The organism is Avibacterium sp. 20-132 (assembly GCF_023611925.1).
Lineage (GTDB): Bacteria > Pseudomonadota > Gammaproteobacteria > Enterobacterales > Pasteurellaceae > Avibacterium.
In genome coordinates, this window is sequence record NZ_CP091456.1 from 1021328 (window position 1) to 1040201 (window position 18874).

The following is an 18874-nucleotide window of genomic DNA, read 5'->3' on the forward strand; positions in this document are numbered from 1 at the left end:
TTATCTCTCTTCCTATTTATGTAATCTTTACATCTCCAGCCAAAAAGTCACAGGGCCATCATTGGTCAGGCTAACTTGCATATCCGCAGCAAATCTTCCCGTTGCGGTTGAAATGCGTTCACTGCATTTCTGGACAAAATAATCATAAAGCTGCTCAGCTTCCTGTGGGGCTGCACCATTAGAGAAACTGGGGCGTAGCCCTTTTTGTGTGTCTGCGGCAAGAGTAAATTGGGAAACAACAAGCAATTCACCGTTCACTTGTTGGACATTTAAATTCATTTTACCTTGTTCATCGCTGAATACTCGGTAGTTCAGTACTTTTTCCATTAAGCGATCTGCTTTGTTTTCGTCATCTTCTTTTTGTACGCCAAGTAACACGAGCAACCCCTGTTGAATTTGCCCTGTTATTTCGCCATTGATTTCTACTTTGGCTTGGGTTACGCGTTGAATTAATGCGATCATTATTGTTCCTCAATTTGTTGTAATTCAATCTCACCGTTTTTTAATAAACGCATATCACCAAGAACGGCGGCAAGTTGTGCGCCGAGTAAAATGGCAATCCAGCTTAATTGAATCCACAGTAACATAATGGGCAGTGTTGCCATTGCACCATAAATAAGCTGGTAAGAAGGAAAGTTAGTGATATACCACGCAAAGGCCTGTTTGCCTAAGGTAAAGAAAATTGCGGCGACCAATGCACCTACGGCAGAATGTTTTATGCTAACGGGTTTATTCGGCACAATTTTATAAATTAAGGTGAAAATAAACCACGTCAGTATAAAGGGGATAAAACTGAGTATTTTCAAGCCAAAGGGTAGGCTCAGATCTGATTGGAGAAAATCGCTCGCAAGATTGGTTACGTAAGTACTCACCCCAATACTGGTTGCAATGATGATAGGGCCAAGCGTGAGAATTAACCAATAAATTGCAAATGAAAAAATGGTTGGGCGCACACTGCCATCGTGCCAAATACTATTTAAAGTGCGGTCAATCGAATTGATGAGTAATAATGCCACCACAATTAAACTGATGATACCTACCGCACTCATTTGTTTAGAATTAGCAACAAATTGGTCAATATATTCGCCGACCGTATCACTGGCAGCAGGGGCAAAGTTGGTAAAAATAAAGTGCTTTAGCTCCCCAGTTACTTCGTTAAATACTGGAAAGGCAGAGAAAATAGAAAAAATCACCATAATCAGCGGAACAAGCGCCAACATCGTGCTGTACGTGAGATACCCCGCTGCTTGGGTAAGTTTATTTTGGTTGAAACGTAACCAAAATACGTTGAGAAAGAGGCTTAGTTTTCGCCATAAAACTGACATAACATCACTCCACAACAATGTTTAAATTTTTTTCCTGAACCGCAAATGCAAGGCTGTTTCATCGCCGGCAGGCTAACCGTAGGATCAGCAAAATACCAGCGTTCATCCACTTTGACAAATAGCGATTTTTCGTGATGAATTTGCTTCCCCTCAGGGCTAGCAAATTGTGCGTTAAATTCCACCGCACTGTGCTTTTTATCTAATTCAGGTTCGTGCTTTATGATTTCTAAACCAAGCCATTGTGTTTGTGCCGCCCATTGCTTTAAGGCCTGATAGTCCAAGAGGTTTTGTTGGCTTGGTACGGTGGTTTCCACAATATAATCAATCTGTTGCAGAACAAAAGCGGCATAACGTGAACGCATTAGCTGCTCGGCATTTTGTGCCATTTTGCGCTGTTGATGTAATGGTTGGCAACAATCTTGATATGTGTTACCCGATTGGCAAGGGCAAAGTGCGGTGCTTTTTTCGTTCATTTTTCAACAATAATTCTTCAAAGATTTAGCAAATTAGCCTAAGCATACCACATCAATTTAATGATTTCATTTGCCAAAAATAAAAACGACAGCTCCAGAAAATTGGTGATAATTTTTGACCGCACTTTATTTTTTTTTTATTATGCCCCCACATTTTGATCGATTTTAGAGGCTTATATGCAATATTCATTAGCACAAACAGAACAAGGCGAGGTTTTAGGTTTAACCGCCAAAATGGCAAACCGCCACGGTTTAATCGCGGGCGCAACTGGAACGGGAAAAACCGTTACCTTGCGTAAAATGGCAGAAGCATTCAGCGATGACGGTGTGCCAGTGTTTTTGGTGGATGTCAAAGGCGATTTATCGGGCTTAGTTAAAGCGGGTGAATTTCAAGGCAAAGTGGCAGAACGAATTGCGCAATTCCATTTAGGTGGGGAAAGCTATTTGCAAGGCTATCCCGTTTCTTTCTGGGATGTATTTGGTGAAACAGGCATTCCATTGCGTACCACTATTTCAGAAATGGGACCATTGTTACTTTCTCGTTTACTCAATCTTAACGCCACGCAAGAAGGCTTACTCAATTTGGTATTCCGTGTGGCAGATGATAAAGGATTGTTACTTATTGATCTAAAAGATTTACGCGCAATGCTCAAATATGTGGCAGAAAATGCAAAAACCTTCCAAGTGGAATATGGCAATGTTTCAGCCGCTAGCGTAGGGGCAATTCAGCGTGCCTTACTCACATTAGAGAATGAAGGGGCAACTAACCTTTTTGGTGAACCCGCATTAAATCTTGATGATTGGCTACAAACCCGTGATGGGCGTGGTGTGATTAATGTATTGAATTCAGAAAAATTAATTAACTCCCCTCGTATGTACAGCGCCTTTTTACTTTGGCTGATGGCAGAATTATTTGAGCAATTGCCTGAAGTGGGCGATCCAGAGAAACCTAAATTTGTGATGTTCTTTGATGAAGCCCATTTATTATTTGATGGCGCGCCAGCCGTATTGGTGGATAAAGTGGAGCAAGTGGTGCGTCTCATTCGTTCTAAAGGGGTCGGGATTTATTTTGTTACACAAAATCCATTAGATTTACCCGATACCGTGCTAGGACAGTTAGGGAACCGTGTACAACACGCCTTGCGCGCCTTTACGCCTCGCGATCAAAAAGCCGTTAAATCTGCGGCTGAAACCTTCCGCACAAATCCAAATGTGAATGTGGTAGAAACGATTTCTACCCTCGGTGTTGGGCAAGCATTAGTGTCTTTCCTTGATGAGAAAGGAATGCCAACCCCCGTGGAAGTAGCGTATATTTATCCACCGAAAAGCCAGCTTAAACCGATTTCTCTTGAACAGCGTAGCCAATGGGTGAAAGACGATGATCTTTATCCTTATTACCATAATTATGTGGATAATATTTCGGCTTTTGAAATGTTGCAAGAGCAAGCTGATCTTGCCGCTGTTGCACAAAAACAAGCAGAACAAGCGCAAGAGGAAGAAGAAAATGGCTTTATGGGTAGCTTAAGCAGAATGTTGTTTGGTAAGAAAAAACGTGGCGAGCAACTGAGCGTAACGGAACAAGTGGTTAGTGGCGTGGCTAAATCCGTAGGACGCAACATTCGTAACCAAATCACCAAGCAAATTATGCGCGGGATTTTAGGTGCGTTAAAGAAATAATGTTTTAAATTGCATAGCGAAAGGCTTAAAACCAATGATAAGGTTTTAAGCCTTTTTTATTGCATTTTTCTATTTTAGTTGATGGCAACAGGGGATTTATTTTTGTACCACTGCGTGATAATGCAAGCTATCAATGGCTTGAATCAGCATTTCATCGCTGACGTTCTCCTCTGCAACCACATTCACTGAGCGTGAGTTAAAATTCGCTTTAGTGGATTGCACGCCATCAATATTACGTAATACTTTATTGACTAAATAGACACAAAGCTGGCAATTCATTTCTTCAATATGCAATGTCACCTTTCGTTCTGCGCCAAGACTTGATAGTGAAAAACTAAGTGCGGTTAAAAAAAGTAATATTTTTTTCATTCTAAATAATCCAAAATATAAGGTAAAACATAAGGATAGGTTAAGAAAAAGAGAATAATCAGCGCCATTAACCAATATAAAATTTGTAACATACGGCGTGATAAATATTTGCTACAAATGATTTTCCCTGAGAAATTCAATAGCCAAAAGCCATAACCAAAGGCAAAGAGAGAAATCACAAGCATTGGAATTTGTAAAAAGGCAAGCTGATTTAAGCTCACCAACCAAGTGCTGGAAATGCCGAAGAGTAAATAAAATAACGGGGCAATGCAGCATAATGTTGATGCCACCGCAGCACTCACTGCGGTGGTACATATCGCGCAAAATTTGGTATTGGCGTTTTTCGGATTAACGTTGTTGTGAGATAAATTCATAACCAAATTCTTTTGCATCAAATGAATTTAACGGATCGCCACCCACTTCGGCATAAGGATAGCCAAAATTATTGATTGGTGCGAGTTCTGGCGTTGGGTAAAGAGTGAAATCTCGTGCGTGATTAAAGCCCATCCAATTCCCCTCCCAATTTCCAAATAAATAATCTGAAACGGCTTGGGTATTTGTATCCGTCACGTCTTTTTTCTCTGTTAGGCGATATTTTGCTACGTCGGCTGAATCAACAGGCACCCAACCAAAGCCGGCAAGGTAAAATTCTGCACGGCAATGTTGTCCGCCGTTTTCATTGGCTATATTATTTTTGGCACTGCCAAACGCAGACTGAGAATATTTCCCCCATTTTCACGGCTTTACCTAAACGGATACCAAACACTTCACGAGCAGGAATGCCAGAAGCACGGGCTAAGGCAACAAATACAGAATTAATATCTGTGCATTTTCCTTTTAATACACCGGTGGTTAAGATTTTTTCTACATCGCCATCACCGCAGCCTAACACCGAATTATCTCGCTCCATATTTGCCACAATCCACTGATGAATGCGTTCTGCTTTTTTGAGCGGATTGGTTTCATTGCCTACAATTTTATCGGCATATTCTTTTACGATTCCGTCAATTTTAATATGTTTTGTTGGCTGTAAATAAGGTTGCACATCAACGCCATATTCTATGTTTTGTGGGGCTTGATAGTCTTTCAGCAACCCTTGTTTCTTTGGTTCACGATCTTGCGTTTCCACCACCAAGGTAATTGTTAAATCACGTTTTTGGGCATCTGGCGCCCAACTGGCGAATAAGGTACTTGCACTATATTGATTATTTTCAGTGATGTACGCTTGTTGATAATTGCCGTCAAATGTAATGGATTTTACTTTTTGATAATCGTTGCTAAAAGGCAATGGCACCCATAAATTGGTGGTGCCTGATGAGCCTTTGGGAACTTGCAACGCATAGGTTTGGGTGAACTCATAAGTATGCGTAGTGGTATTGGGGTTTGGCATCGTTGTGGCATTTGCCAACGTAGCCGCCGCGAAAAGTGCGGTAGTAAAAATCGTTTTTTTCATAGAAAACTCCTGTTTACAAAAGGGATTGCAAGGTTATGCCATTCGCGATTAAAAATGGGATACCTTATAGGAATTAGGCGAGAGAAAACGCATTGCGTTAAAGAATTGCCAAATTTCTAACCTTCCTTAAATCCTTAAGAGAAATTGAAAACGGCAAGAATGGTATAACGATGAAAACCAGAATTGAAAACAGTTTGATCATTTCCTATACACAATACTTGCGATATAGCTGTTCAACGAACGAAGGGATTTTACGATCTATGGCTGAAATTGCAATCTTTTATTGAGTACGGAGGGACAAGAACCAGATAAGAAAGCCTGAAATTCATCATAATTATGATACGTCATTTAAGAAAGTGCGGTAAAAAATGGGTAAAAATTCACCGCACTTTATTTTTTAATTAAACTAATAATGCGGCGGCTTTCACCACAATATCAATGGCGTTTTGTTCCGTTTGGTGAATGGTTTCCTCGTTTGGAATTTCTTGCTGGGTACGGTTTACAATAGCGCCTGCCACCATTCCCGCACGCAACCCTAAGGCTGAACACATTGTAAATAAGGTTGCACTTTCCATTTCATAGTTCATCACATTGAGTTCTTGCCATTGTTTTAATGAACCTTGATAGTGGCGGTAAATTTTGCCCGTGTAAGTGTCGTAGCGTTCTTGCCCCGGGTAGAACGTATCGGATGACGCGGTGATACCGATATGCACTTTGGCGTTCTGATTTTCTAATGCGGCTTTGTGAAGCACTGAGGTGCAAGTAAAGTCGGCTACGGCAGGATATTCCAATGGAGCAAAATGACGGCTTGCGCCATCTAAGCGCACCGCGCCGGTGGTGATCAAAATATCACCTACATTAATATGCGGTTGGATCGCCCCTGTTGTGCCAATGCGTAAGAAGGTACGCACGCCTAATTGCGCTAACTCTTCCACAGCAATGGAAACAGAAGGCCCACCAATTCCAGTGGAACACACCACCACCGCTTTACCATTAAGATAGCCAAGCCACGAAGTAAACTCCCTTGTTGCCGCTAAAAATTTTGGATTTTCCAATAAACGAGCAATTCGCTCAACGCGTTCTGGTGCGCCCGGAACAATGGCAAGTTTCGCGCCATCTAGCATTGTTTTGGTTAAACCTAAGTGAAAAACATCAGACATAATGACTCCTATTTTTGTTATAAATGAATAAGTTATGGAGTAATATCACGCAAAATCGGGTTTTGCATTGAAATTAAGGTTTCGGTAGATTGAATTTCATCAATCAACTGAATTTTGGTTGCGAGCACGGAATGAAGCTCCGCAATGGTGTGGGTCATCACCTTAATAAAAATGGAATAATTCCCCGTGGTGTAATAAGCCTCCACCACTTCTTCAAATTTTTCTAATTTCTCAATGACTTTATCGTAATCTTTCGCACTTTTAAGAATAATGCCAATGAAGCAGCATACATCATAGCCTAATTTACGTTGATCAATACGGATTTTCGTCCCTTGAATAATGCCCGCCTGACGCATTTTTTCGACACGAACGTGAATTGTTCCGGGGCTTACCCCAAAATTTTTTGCCATTTCTGCATACGGCGTACGCGCATCTTTGATTAACACACGGAGGATTTGTTTATCTAAGTTATCAATATTGTGCATTTTCTTTTCCCAAAATTAAATTTAATTTAAAATTATAGCTATTTTTTTATGGAAAAACCATTTTCAATCTTATTTTTGTTTATAGGTATTGAATTTTGATCCCGTATCATTAAATAATATGCAACGAAAATCAAAACCAATAATAAATAAGGTTCATACAATGGAAAAATCATTTATTTTACAACAACAAGAAATTAGCTTTGCTAAAAACACCTTTACCCAAAAACTTTTGGAACATTTAGGGCTTGTAGAAGTTCAAGGTCCTATCCTAAGCCAAGTTGGCAATGGTATTCAAGATAATCTTTCAGGTACAGAAAAAGCAGTTCAAGTAAATGTGAAGCAGATCACAGATGCTACCTTCGAGGTCGTTCATTCTTTAGCCAAATGGAAACGCCATACCCTTGCGCGTTTCGGTTTTGCCGAAGGTGAAGGGTTATTTGTACATATGAAAGCATTACGTCCAGATGAAGATAGCCTCGATCAAACTCACTCTGTCTATGTGGATCAATGGGATTGGGAAAAAGTGATCCCTGCAGGTCGTCGCAACCTTGCTTATTTAAAAGAAACCGTGCGTTCTATTTATCAAGCGATATTAGAAACAGAAGCCGCAGTGAGTGAAAAATTTGGTTTAACCCGTTTTTTACCGCAGGACATTACCTTCATTCATAGTGAAGATTTAGTTCAACGCTATCCGGGAATGAATGATAAAGAGCGTGAAAATGCTATTTGTAAAGAATACGGCGCTGTGTTCTTAATTGGAATTGGCGGTGAATTATCCGACGGTAAGCCACACGACAAACGCGCCCCAGACTATGATGACTGGACAACGATTTCGGAAGGTGAATACAAAGGCTTAAATGGTGATATTTTAGTATGGAATCCAACGCTAGAGCGCGCATTTGAGGTGTCATCAATGGGAATCCGCGTAGATGAAACGGCTTTACGCAAACAACTTGCCATTACAGGTGATGAAGATCGCTTAAAATTTGATTGGCATCAAGATCTTGTCAATGGTAAATTACCTCTTTCAATTGGTGGCGGAATTGGGCAATCTCGCCTAGCAATGTTGTTGCTACATAAAAAACACATTGGTGAAGTGCAATCTAGCGTGTGGCCAAAATCAGTAATGGAAGAATTTAAAAATATTCTTTAATAGGTTACAAGTGAAGAAAACATCTAGGTTTTTTAAATTGTCGTTAAAAACTTAGGGGTATTAAATCTAAGGACTTGGGTCTGTGCTGTACCAAGTCCTTTTAATTTTACTTGAATACATCTGGGTATAGTAATGAATATAGTGGCGTAATGACCAACGTATTAGTAAAAAGTATTATCTTATACCATAGGTTTTAGGCTATTTTGGGCAATCAGTGCGTGAAAAATACAATTTTTGCTTGAGTATATTATTTTAGCTAGGTCAAACACTTTATAAAAAACCACCGCACTTAATTATACGGTGGTTTTTGGCAATTAAGCATTCAAAATTTTCTGAATTTCCGCCATACTTAAATGATATTCGTGTGGGCAGCTACGCCAAACTTCGAGCATTTTAATATATTTGTCCCACATTGGCGTTTGTGAATCACAGCCGTGTTCGCATTGCATAAATTCTGCGTATTTCTCTTCTGTGGTGGTGATAAAACGTAAGTAGTGAAGGTATTTTTTCTCACGCACGGCACAGTAACCCGCAAATTGTAAGCGGTGTGGGGTTACGGTGGTTGTGTCGCCTAAGTTGTTATAAGAAACGTGTAAAGCGTGATACATTTCAAGGGTATCTCGAACAGTTTGGCATTCTTGTTCTGAAAGATTAGAAAATTCTTTATCTAATTCTTTCAATTCTAGTCCAAATCCCCCTTTTACAATCGTTTCTAAACGGGTATATTTCGCGGCGTTATTTGGATCTAATAAGCCCATTAATTTATATTGATTAGCTAAAATTAAGCGCTGAGTTGAGGTCATTTCCATAGTATTTATTCCTATCATTAATCAATTTCTTTAAGTTCATCTTGTGAAAGGGTATTGCCTTTGGTTTCCACATTGCCGTCTTTAACGTGATATTCTAAGTTTTGGAAATAGGCTTCGCGGAAAGTAACATAAGGATCTTGCGATTGCTCTAATAATGCGTCTTTATCAAGCATTTTTGCGCGACTATCAATACCTTGAATACCCCATTTTAATAATCCCCAAGGACCTAGTAAAGACAGCATTGGGTAAGTGGTATCCACTAAATTACCTAGATCTTGACGAGGGGTGGCAGGCCCGTACATCGGCAACATTACATAAGTACCTGTTTCGACACCATAAGCCCCTAAGGTATCACCAAAACGGCGTTTTTCTTCTACGCGTAATGGCGGGCTGGCACTTGCCCAGTCAATTAAACCGCCTAAACCGAAAATACTGTTGATCCAGAAGCGATTGAAATGCACCATTGCTTTTTTAAATTCACCTTGCAATAAGCGGTTTACAAAACTGGCTGGTTCATCAAGGTTATTCGCAACATTGATAATTCCTGTTTTAATAGGCTGTGGCACGTAATTTTTCCAACCTTTGGCAACTGGTTTCAGCACATAGGGATCGGCAACCTTATAGTTGAAATCCCACATTGCTCGGTTAAATCCTTCCAATGGATCTTTGCGTTCTCCCGTTTGTGGATCGATTGTGGCACAGCCCGTGAGTAAAGCTGAACCAAGTACGAGTGAGACGACGAAAACGGATTTTTTCATAATATGCCCTGTTACTAAAAATAAGATACATTGTAAACAACTTGGTGAAAATCTACAAAATAAATCAGAGAAAAATAAATTGCTTGCATTACAATGATTATTTATGCAATATTAATGAATAAATATATTTCTTATTCCTTGTGAATTTGCTTGAATATCGTGCTATTGTCTTTTAGAATTAGCCCGTTTAGCCTGTGAGCTAACCACCAATGCAATTTAGTACAACTGCAAAATAAAAGTGCGGTGTTTTTTCGCTAAATTTCGGTTAATGAGCATTTGCAAGTGTTCACCTACAATTAAGGAGTTTTTTATGTCTAGTCCAGCAATTTTAGTATTGGCTGACGGCAGCGTTTTCCACGGCACATCTATTGGGGTGTCTGGCTCAACGACGGGAGAAGTGGTTTTTAATACCGCTATCACGGGTTATCAAGAAATTCTCACCGATCCTTCCTATTTTCAACAAATGGTTACCCTTACCTATCCCCATATTGGCAATACTGGCACCAATAATGAAGATCAAGAAAGCAATAAAGTCTATGCTAGTGGATTAATCATTCGTGATTTGCCTTTGTTACACAGTAATTTCCGTGCCAATCAAAGCCTTGCCGATTACCTAAAAGCAAATAATGTGGTCGCCATTGCCGATATTGATACTCGCCGCCTTACTCGTCTTTTACGAGATAAAGGGGCGATGGCTGGCTGTATTATGGCAGGAGAGATCGATGAACAAAAAGCACTCGCGCTTGCACAAGGTTTCGGTTCTATGGCTGGCAAAGATCTTGCCCAACAGGTAACTTGCCAAGCACCTTATGAATGGACACAGGGAGAGTGGGCGTTAGGTAAAGGTTATCATTCACAGCCTGAACAAGAATATCATATTGTTGCTTATGATTTTGGCGTGAAGCACAATATTTTACGAATGCTTGCTGAACGCGGCTGTAAAATTACCGTTGTACCCGCTCACACAACCGCAGAACAAGTGTTAGCTTATCAGCCTGATGGCATTTTCTTATCCAACGGCCCCGGCGATCCTGAACCTTGTGATTATGCGATTCAAAATATTCAAACCTTATTAGCAAGCAAAAAGCCGATTTTTGGTATTTGCTTGGGGCATCAATTATTGGGGCTTGCCGTAGGGGGTAAAACCAAAAAAATGCCATTCGGTCATCACGGTGCAAACCACCCTGTGCAAGATTTAGCAACACAAAAAGTTTTTATTACTAGCCAAAATCACGGCTTTGAAGTGGACGAACACAGCTTGCCAAAAAATGTGAAAATTACCCACCGCTCTTTATTTGATAATTCGGTGCAAGGCATTGAGCTAACAGACCAAGTGGCATTTTCTTTCCAAGGCCACCCTGAAGCTAGCCCCGGTCCAAATGATGTGGCGTATTTGTTTGATAAGTTTGTGGCTGCATTGGAACAAAGTAAATAGAAATAACCTCATAGTAACTAAAGTTACACCAACACTCCATAAACAACGTTAAAAAAGATTATAAGAGAAACCAAAATGCCAAAACGTACAGACATAAACACTATATTAATTATCGGTGCAGGCCCAATTGTGATTGGACAGGCGTGTGAATTTGATTATTCAGGGGCGCAGGCGTGTAAAGCGTTGCGTGAAGAAGGTTATAAAGTGGTGTTAGTCAATTCTAACCCCGCCACCATTATGACTGATCCTGATATGGCAGATGTAACCTACATTGAGCCAATTACTTGGCAAACGGTCGAAAAGATTATTGAAAAAGAGCGTCCCGATGCGATTTTACCCACAATGGGCGGGCAAACTGCCTTGAATTGTGCCTTAGATCTTTCTAAAAATGGCGTGTTGAAAAAATACGCTGTCGAACTGATTGGAGCAACGGAAGATGCTATTGATAAAGCAGAAGATCGTGGTCGCTTTAAAGAAGCAATGGAAAAAATTGGCTTAAATACGCCAAAATCTTTTGTTTGCCATACTTTTGAGGAAGCTTGGGCAGCTCAGGCCGAAGTCGGTTTTCCAACGTTAATCCGTCCGTCTTTCACTATGGGGGGTTCAGGAGGAGGCATAGCCTATAACCGAGATGAATTTATCGCCATTTGTGAACGGGGATTTGATGCCTCACCCACCCACGAGTTACTTATCGAACAATCGGTATTAGGCTGGAAAGAATACGAAATGGAAGTGGTTCGTGATAAAGCCGATAACTGTATTATCATCTGCTCCATTGAAAATTTTGATCCAATGGGCGTACATACGGGCGATTCTATCACCGTTGCACCCGCGCAAACCCTCACCGATAAAGAATATCAAATTATGCGTAATGCCAGCCTTGCTGTGTTGCGTGAAATTGGGGTGGATACAGGCGGTTCAAACGTGCAATTTGCCATTAATCCAGCCAATGGTGAAATGATTGTGATTGAAATGAATCCACGCGTGAGCCGTTCTTCTGCGCTGGCATCTAAAGCAACAGGTTTCCCTATTGCAAAAGTGGCAGCCAAATTGGCGGTGGGTTATACGCTCAATGAATTGCGTAACGACATCACCGGTGGACTTATTCCTGCGTCTTTTGAACCGTCTATTGACTATGTGGTGACTAAAGTGCCACGTTTTGCCTTTGAGAAATTCCCTCAAGCAGACGATCGTTTAACCACGCAGATGAAATCCGTGGGCGAAGTAATGGCAATGGGGCGTACGTTCCAAGAAAGCTTGCAAAAAGCGTTACGAGGATTAGAAACGGGTATTTGTGGTTTCAATTTGCTGTCTGAAGCGCCTGAAAAAATACGCACCGAACTTGGTAACCCCGGGCCTAACCGCATTCTTTATGTTGCCGATGCCTTTGGCGCAGGGTTTAGCTTGGAAGAAGTACATCATTACTCAAAAATTGATCCTTGGTTTTTAGTGCAGATCCAAGATTTAGTGAAAGAAGAATTAGCCTTAGAGCAAAAAACACTTGAACAATTAGACTATGCAGAGCTTCGCCGTTTAAAACGTAAAGGTTTTTCAGATAAACGTATTGCCCAATTAGTGAAAAGTAATGAAAGTGCGGTGCGAAATTTGCGTAAATCATTCAATCTGCACCCTGTCTATAAACGGGTTGATACCTGTGCTGGGGAATTTAAATCGGATACGGCTTATCTTTATTCTACTTATGAAGAAGAATGCGAGGCGAAACCCTCTGATCGTAAGAAAATTATGATTTTAGGTGGTGGACCAAACCGAATTGGGCAAGGCATTGAATTTGACTATTGTTGTGTCCACGCCGCACTTGCCTTGCGTGAAAGCGGTTTTGAAACCATTATGGTGAACTGTAACCCTGAAACGGTTTCTACCGATTTCGATACCTCAGATCGCCTTTATTTTGAACCGCTTACCCTTGAAGATGTGTTAGAAATCATTCACCTTGAACAGCCTGATGGCGTCATTGTGCATTATGGCGGTCAAACACCGCTAAAACTTGCGAACGCCCTTGCCGAAAATGGCGTGAACATTATTGGTACATCAGCGGACAGTATTGATGCCGCAGAAGATCGTGAACGCTTCCAACAAATCCTACAACAACTCGGCTTAAAACAACCGAATAACCGTACCGCAAGAAATGCCATAGAAGCAGTCAAATTGGCTGATGAAGTGGGCTATCCACTCGTGGTTCGTCCTTCTTATGTGCTAGGCGGGCGTGCAATGCAAATCGTGTATAATGTGGAGGAACTCAACAAATATATGCGTGAAGCGGTGCAAGTTTCCGAAGATAGCCCAATTCTGCTTGATCATTTCTTAAATAATGCTATTGAAGTGGATGTGGATTGCATTTGTGATGGCGAACAGGTGGTCATCGGCGGGATTATGCAACATATTGAACAAGCGGGGATTCATAGTGGGGATAGTGCGTGTTCTCTGCCACCTTATTCCTTAAGTGCAGAGATTCAAGATGAAATCCGCCGGCAAACTGCAGCGATGGCAAAAGCATTAAATGTGGTGGGATTAATGAATGTTCAATTTGCCGTGCAAGAGGGCGTGATCTATGTCTTAGAAGTAAACCCTCGGGCAAGTCGTACTGTGCCATTTGTGAGCAAAGCCACAGGACGTCCATTAGCCAAAATCGCGGCGCGTGTAATGGCTGGCATCAGTTTGCAAGCTCAACAAATTCAAGGTGAAATTCAACCGCACTTTTATTCAGTGAAAGAAGCGGTGTTCCCGTTTATAAAATTCCCGGGGGTAGATACTATTTTAGGCCCTGAAATGCGTTCAACAGGAGAAGTGATGGGCGTGGGCGAAACATTCGCAGAAGCGTTCATTAAAGCTCAGCTTGGCGCAGGCGAACAAATCGCTAAAACAGGAAAAGTATTTATTTCTGTTGATGACAAGGATAAGCCACGCTTATTGCCGATTGCGAAAGGATTACAAGAACAGGGATATGGCTTATGTGCAACCCTTGGGACAGCCAATTTCTTGCGTGAAAACGGTATTTTTGCCCAAACGGTAAATAAAGTTCGCGAAGGGCGTCCACATATTGTTGATGCAATAAAAAATGGCGAGATTGCGATGATCATTAATACGGTAGGTAGTTTGCCTGAAAGCATTGAAGATAGCCATTCTATCCGTCGTAGTGCGTTGCAACAAAAAGTCTTTATTCAAACCACCTTGGCCGCGGCAGAAGCCTTAGTGCAAAGTATCGGCAATTTGCAAAATTACGAGGTGTATTCCTTACAATCCTTACAAACTAAGCTAAAAAGACAGTAAATCATTTACTGGTCGTTTAAATTCAAAAATAAGGCACTTTAATCAAAGTGCCTATTATTATGCTTTAAGGCAATAAGAGAAAACGGTACAACGAGCCAGTGGGATCTGGGTAAGGTGAAGGATAGGGATTAAGAAAGTCTTATCTTAGTTTGCAATGAAACGGCTTATAAAATTAAGCCTCTGTTTTATGGCATCAGTAAATTTTTATCTACGAGATGAATACAAAATAAATAAAATTGGATTTCATATTAAAACATCATTCTATTTTTAATTTATTTTCATTCTTTTTTCTTTTTTATTTGACGAAATCTTTATTTTTCATTATTTTGTTATTTGTGATTTACCTGTTTGGTAATGGCATTTGTGGAAAGGGTGATAAAAACTTATCCCTCCAAAAGCAAGCAATAAAACGGCAATTTAACGCAATGAGAGGATATTAAAATGAAAAAATATAGTGGGTTATTAATGCTTTTATGCTTTCCCCTGACAGCAAAAGCCGTTGATTGGCTACAACCTTTTTCGGTCATCAATACTGGCGATACCGCTTGGATGATGCTATCGACGATTTTAGTGTTATTTATGACGATCCCGGGCTTGGCATTATTTTATGCTGGAATGGTAAGAAAAAAGAATATTTTATCCGTTATGGTGCAAAGTTTTGCTGCCTGTAGTTTGATTGCGGTAATTTGGTTTATATGTGGTTATAGCCTAGCCTTCACCCCAAATAACGCCTTTATTGGTGGATTTGATCGTCTCTTTTTGCAAGGGTTAAATGTACTCACCACAGAAGAAAAACTCACTGTCTATCCCGGAGCAAGCACAATTCCAGAGTCTGTTTTTATGCTATTTCAGATGGCCTTTGCCATCATTGCAGGCGCCATTATGACAGGGGCATTTGCCGAGCGAATGAAATTTAGTGCGGTGCTAATTTTTGTCGGTTTATGGACATTGCTGGTTTATGTTCCAACGGCGCACTGGGTATGGGGGATTGGCGGTTGGTTGGCTGAAGATGGGGTATTAGATTATGCCGGTGGAACAGTCATTCATATCAATGCGGGTGTAGCCGGATTATGTGCGGCAATTTTCATCGGAAAGCGTTATGGCTATGGAAAAGAAGTTATGGCGCCGCATAACCTCACCTTAACCCTCATTGGTTGTGCGATGTTATGGGTTGGCTGGTTTGGTTTTAATGCGGGATCTGCCTTAGCCGCAGATAGCCGTGCGGGAATGGCGCTTGCAACCACACAAATTTCTGCCGCCGTGGGGGCATTAACTTGGGTGCTTTGCGAAGTTGTCAGTAAATATAAACCCTCTGCATTAGGTCTTGCCTCAGGGGCAATAGCAGGATTAGTCGGGATAACCCCTGCTGCCGGCTTTGTACTACCACAAAGTGCGGTATGGATTGGTGCGATTACCAGTGTAATTTGTTTCTTTACTGTTACCAAACTGAAATACAAATTAGGCTACGATGATTCTCTTGATGCCTTTGGTATTCACGGAATGGGCGGCATTGCTGGGGCAATCTTAACGGGGATTTTTGTTTCGAGTGAAGTGACTGGAAATAATAACGCAAGCCTTTGGTTACAAATTGAAAGTGTTATTATTACTTTAGTGTATAGCAGTATTATCTCACTGCTTCTATTATGGATAATGAATAAATGTATGGATCTTCGTGTCACCTTAGATGAAGAACGCCAAGGTTTAGATCTGATTTCTCACGGTGAACGTTTGGAATAATCAGGGGCTTATCAGGAGCGTAGCTCCTGATTTTTTTATGCGTTGAACGTTGAAATTCTTCTTTCTGACTTGGGAGATAATTTATTTCCTTTTCCGTGTATTCACGCTTAATATTAGCAAGGGATACAGCTAACAGAAACACCCCTATCAGCCCTTAATCCATTGAGATATGGTTTCACTTTTATGGACAAATCAAAGTGCGGTGCTTTTTTCTATTGTTTTTTCGGCTGTGGCAGAGCGTGATCTGGCTTATACCCCAATTCTTGTGAAATAAGTAGCGCTGTTTTTTGAATTTCATTCAACAGATAGGGAATGCCTAATTGTTTTAATTTATAAGACGACATTGACACCGAAACGGCATAATCCACATTTCCTTGATAATTAAAAATCGGGCAGGCAACGCAAACAACGCCAATTTCATTTTCTTCACGATCCATTGCAAATTGCTCTTGTCGAATATCATTCAGTTCTTTTTCCATTAAAGGAAGATGGGTTACGGTATTTGCCGTGAGTGGTTTGATATTCTCGGCTTGGCTTTGCCAATAATGTGGCAGATAATCTTTATTTTTTTCATAGGCGAGATAAAGTTTACCCATCGCGGAACAATAAAGGGGTAAACGTTGCCCAATATAGGCCTGTGTTCTCAGCATTCCTGTTGTCGGTTCTAATTTATAGATCATAATGGCATAGTCGTTTTCCCGTTTAGAAAAATTCACAGTTTCGCCTAAGGTTAAATTCAGCGCTTCTAAATAAGGAGCGGCAATATTAATAATATTTAACGACATTAAGATTTTTTGCCCAATACTCAAGCATTTTGTAGTTAAACGATAATTGCCAGCGGTTGCCGTAGGCTGTACATAACCTTCACTTTGTAAGCCTTGTAATAATCTATGTACGGTACTTTTATTGAGCTGCGCAATCTCTGATAATTTTGCTAATGGGCAGCCATTCGGGTAATTGCTCAAAATTTCAAGTAATCTTAAACCACGACTTAAGCTCTGATTTCCATTGGATTTATCGTCTGACATAAGGTTGCTCCTCTCTTTTCTGTTAGCCAGAAGTATAATGAATTTTTACTTCCTTTTCTATTTCACATTGTGAAATATTATTTCGATTAATTGAGATATAGATCACAATTCTAGAAAAATGTTTTTAACATATTGATTTTTAATGGGTTTTATTTTCTCTTTAAGATTGACTTTCTACATAGCCATAATGTAACTTATGAAACATAATTTCACAATATGAAATAAGAGGTGAGTATGTTAGTTTCTTATAATGAGTTAAAAGCTGAATTTAAACGCGTGTTGCTTGCACGTAATGTCCGTGAAGAGATTGCCGAAGAATGCGCAACGGCCTTTGCAGATACCACGCAGGCGGGGGCTTATTCTCACGGCGTGAATCGTTTTCCGCGTTTTATTCAACAACTAGAAAATGGCGACATTGTGCCAGAAGCCGTGCCGACCAAAGTGCTTTCTTTAGGGGCGGTTGAACAGTGGGATGCCCATCAGGCAATGGGGAATTTAACCGCTAAAAAAATGATGGATCGTGCAATGGAAATTGCCGATCAATATGGTATCGGCGTGGTGGCATTGCGTAACGCAAACCACTGGATGCGCGGAGGAAGTTACGGCTGGCAAGCTGCAGAGAAAGGTTATATCGGCATTTGCTGGACCAATGCACTGGCAGTAATGCCGCCTTGGGGAGCAAAAGAATGTCGAATTGGCACAAATCCTTTGATTGTTGCTGTCCCAACTACGCCAATTACAATGGTAGATATGTCTTGTTCGATGTATTCCTACGGAATGTTAGAAGTTCACCGTTTAGCTGGACGACAAACATTTGTTGATGCCGGATTTGATGATGAAGGCAACTTAACGCGCGATCCTGCCACAGTAGAAAATAATCGTCGTTTATTACCAATGGGATTTTGGAAAGGGTCGGGATTATCTATCGTACTAGATATGATCGCCACCTTGCTTTCTAATGGGCTATCCACCGCTGCCGTGACAGAAGATAAAGATGATGAATACTGTGTTTCACAAGTGTTTATTGCTATCGAAGTGGATCGTCTTATTGATGGAAAAACCAAAGAAGAGAAACTCACACGTATTATGGATTATGTCCGTACTGCGGAACGTGCTGATCCTGAGGTGGCGATACGTCTGCCGGGACACGAATTTACCACGATTTTAGCGGAGAATAAAGCAAATGGCATTCCCGTTGATGATACGGTATGGGCAAAACTCAAAGCCTTATAAGCTGAAATAGAAGGAGTGACAGGATGTACTTTGGACATATTTCTAATGTAAATAATAATGGGTTTCCCGAGGCGATTAACATTGCCTTGGCTTATCTAAAAAATACCGATTTTGACACCCTGCCTGCGGGCTGTTATGAAATTAAAGAGCGGTTGATTTTTGCCCAAGTTTTAGATCTCGAAACAAAGCCTAAATCTGAGATTTTGCCCGAAGTTCATCGTCGTTACCTTGATGTGCAATACCTACATTCAGGGCAAGAACGTATCGGTATTGCACCAGATCTTGGCAATAACCAGATTGCACAAGCGTACAATGCGGAAAGAGACATCCTGTTTTACCAAGATGCAGAAAATGAAAGTGAATTGATTATGCGAAAAGGGAATTTTGCGATTTTCTTTCCTGAAGACATTCATCGCCCTGCGTGTATTGATCTGCAATCTAGCAATATTCGTAAGGTTGTCGTCAAAATTGCAATCAGTGAGATTTGAGGT

At 40.8% G+C, this 18874-nt stretch carries 17 protein-coding genes and 1 pseudogene; 7 read left to right on the top strand and 11 right to left on the bottom strand.

The features are described from left to right. Positions 1–27: 27 nt before the first annotated feature. Genes dtd through L4F93_RS04795 form a run of 3 tightly spaced genes read right to left on the bottom strand, consistent with a single transcriptional unit; the run spans position 28 to position 1798 of the window. A complete protein-coding gene (gene dtd / locus L4F93_RS04785; RefSeq protein ID WP_250351362.1) occupies positions 28–462 on the bottom strand; it encodes a D-aminoacyl-tRNA deacylase in 435 nt (144 codons plus the stop codon). Then, positions 462–1325 (bottom strand): virulence factor BrkB family protein, encoded by an 864-nt coding sequence (locus L4F93_RS04790; protein WP_250351363.1) that lies wholly within the window; start codon positions 1323–1325, stop codon positions 462–464. Before L4F93_RS04790 ends, dtd begins: the two co-directional genes overlap by 1 nt. Next, the gene (locus L4F93_RS04795) at positions 1301–1798 is read right to left on the bottom strand and encodes a YchJ family protein (protein WP_250351364.1); all 498 of its coding nucleotides are present in this window, start codon (positions 1796–1798) and stop codon (positions 1301–1303) included. Before L4F93_RS04795 ends, L4F93_RS04790 begins: the two co-directional genes overlap by 25 nt. 177 nt (positions 1799–1975) lie before the next feature. On the opposite strand from L4F93_RS04795, the gene L4F93_RS04800 reads away from it, so the two are divergent. After that, a complete protein-coding gene (locus L4F93_RS04800; protein ID WP_250351365.1) occupies positions 1976–3475 on the top strand; it encodes a helicase HerA-like C-terminal domain-containing protein in 1500 nt (499 codons plus the stop codon). A 96-nt stretch (positions 3476–3571) separates the two neighbouring features. Here L4F93_RS04800 and L4F93_RS04805 read toward each other — a convergent pair whose 3' ends face one another. The 5 genes and pseudogenes from L4F93_RS04805 to asnC form a co-directional block, all read right to left on the bottom strand. Continuing rightward, positions 3572–3844: a heavy-metal-associated domain-containing protein gene (locus L4F93_RS04805; RefSeq protein ID WP_250351366.1), complete on the bottom strand. Its 273-nt coding sequence runs from the start codon at positions 3842–3844 to the stop codon at positions 3572–3574. Beyond that, the gene (locus L4F93_RS04810; RefSeq protein ID WP_250351367.1) at positions 3841–4218 is read right to left on the bottom strand and encodes a mercuric transporter MerT family protein; all 378 of its coding nucleotides are present in this window, start codon (positions 4216–4218) and stop codon (positions 3841–3843) included. The genes L4F93_RS04805 and L4F93_RS04810 overlap by 4 nt, the downstream gene beginning before the upstream one ends. Continuing rightward, positions 4193–5297 (bottom strand): annotated as a pseudogene (locus tag L4F93_RS04815) (transglutaminase-like domain-containing protein). Before L4F93_RS04815 ends, L4F93_RS04810 begins: the two are co-directional and overlap by 26 nt. Before the next feature lie 401 nt (positions 5298–5698). After that, positions 5699–6457, bottom strand: coding sequence for a uridine phosphorylase (udp, locus tag L4F93_RS04820; RefSeq protein ID WP_250351368.1), 759 nt, complete (start codon positions 6455–6457; stop codon positions 5699–5701). 32 nt (positions 6458–6489) lie between these two features. Then, complete coding sequence (gene asnC, locus L4F93_RS04825; protein WP_250351369.1) at positions 6490–6942, bottom strand: transcriptional regulator AsnC; 453 nt, start codon at positions 6940–6942, stop codon at positions 6490–6492. Positions 6943–7102: 160 nt separating this feature from the next. On the opposite strand from asnC, the gene asnA reads away from it, so the two are divergent. Further along, on the top strand, positions 7103–8095 hold the full coding sequence (asnA, locus tag L4F93_RS04830) for an aspartate--ammonia ligase (protein WP_250351370.1): 993 nt from the start codon (positions 7103–7105) through the stop codon (positions 8093–8095). A 314-nt stretch (positions 8096–8409) separates the two neighbouring features. On the opposite strand, the gene L4F93_RS04835 is transcribed toward asnA, so the two are convergent. Beyond that, positions 8410–8904 (bottom strand): YfbU family protein, encoded by a 495-nt coding sequence (locus L4F93_RS04835; RefSeq protein ID WP_250351371.1) that lies wholly within the window; start codon positions 8902–8904, stop codon positions 8410–8412. A gap of 17 nt (positions 8905–8921) precedes the next feature. After that, entirely contained in the window at positions 8922–9662 is a 741-nt protein-coding gene (locus L4F93_RS04840; RefSeq protein ID WP_250351372.1) for an MlaA family lipoprotein, read from the bottom strand. Positions 9663–9972: 310 nt separating this feature from the next. Here L4F93_RS04840 and carA point away from each other — a divergent pair, with 310 nt between their 5' ends. The 3 genes from carA (at position 9973) to L4F93_RS04855 (ending at position 16122) form a co-directional block, all read left to right on the top strand. Continuing rightward, positions 9973–11097 (top strand): glutamine-hydrolyzing carbamoyl-phosphate synthase small subunit, encoded by a 1125-nt coding sequence (gene carA / locus L4F93_RS04845; RefSeq protein WP_250351373.1) that lies wholly within the window; start codon positions 9973–9975, stop codon positions 11095–11097. A gap of 75 nt (positions 11098–11172) precedes the next feature. Next, the gene (carB, locus tag L4F93_RS04850) at positions 11173–14385 is read left to right on the top strand and encodes a carbamoyl-phosphate synthase large subunit (RefSeq protein ID WP_250351374.1); all 3213 of its coding nucleotides are present in this window, start codon (positions 11173–11175) and stop codon (positions 14383–14385) included. A 441-nt stretch (positions 14386–14826) separates the two neighbouring features. After that, positions 14827–16122: an ammonium transporter gene (locus L4F93_RS04855; protein ID WP_250351375.1), complete on the top strand. Its 1296-nt coding sequence runs from the start codon at positions 14827–14829 to the stop codon at positions 16120–16122. A gap of 212 nt (positions 16123–16334) precedes the next feature. On the opposite strand, the gene L4F93_RS04860 is transcribed toward L4F93_RS04855, so the two are convergent. Continuing rightward, positions 16335–17150: an IclR family transcriptional regulator gene (locus L4F93_RS04860; protein WP_250351376.1), complete on the bottom strand. Its 816-nt coding sequence runs from the start codon at positions 17148–17150 to the stop codon at positions 16335–16337. A gap of 234 nt (positions 17151–17384) precedes the next feature. Here L4F93_RS04860 and yiaK point away from each other — a divergent pair, with 234 nt between their 5' ends. Together yiaK and L4F93_RS04870 are read left to right on the top strand one after the other, a co-directional pair. Further along, positions 17385–18383, top strand: a complete 999-nt coding sequence (gene yiaK / locus L4F93_RS04865) for a 3-dehydro-L-gulonate 2-dehydrogenase (RefSeq protein WP_250351377.1) — start codon at positions 17385–17387, stop codon at positions 18381–18383. A gap of 23 nt (positions 18384–18406) precedes the next feature. Then, positions 18407–18871 carry a YhcH/YjgK/YiaL family protein gene (locus tag L4F93_RS04870; RefSeq protein WP_250351378.1) on the top strand — a complete coding sequence of 155 codons (465 nt, stop codon included), beginning with the start codon at positions 18407–18409 and terminating at the stop codon, positions 18869–18871. The last annotated feature ends 3 nt before the right edge of the window (positions 18872–18874 follow it).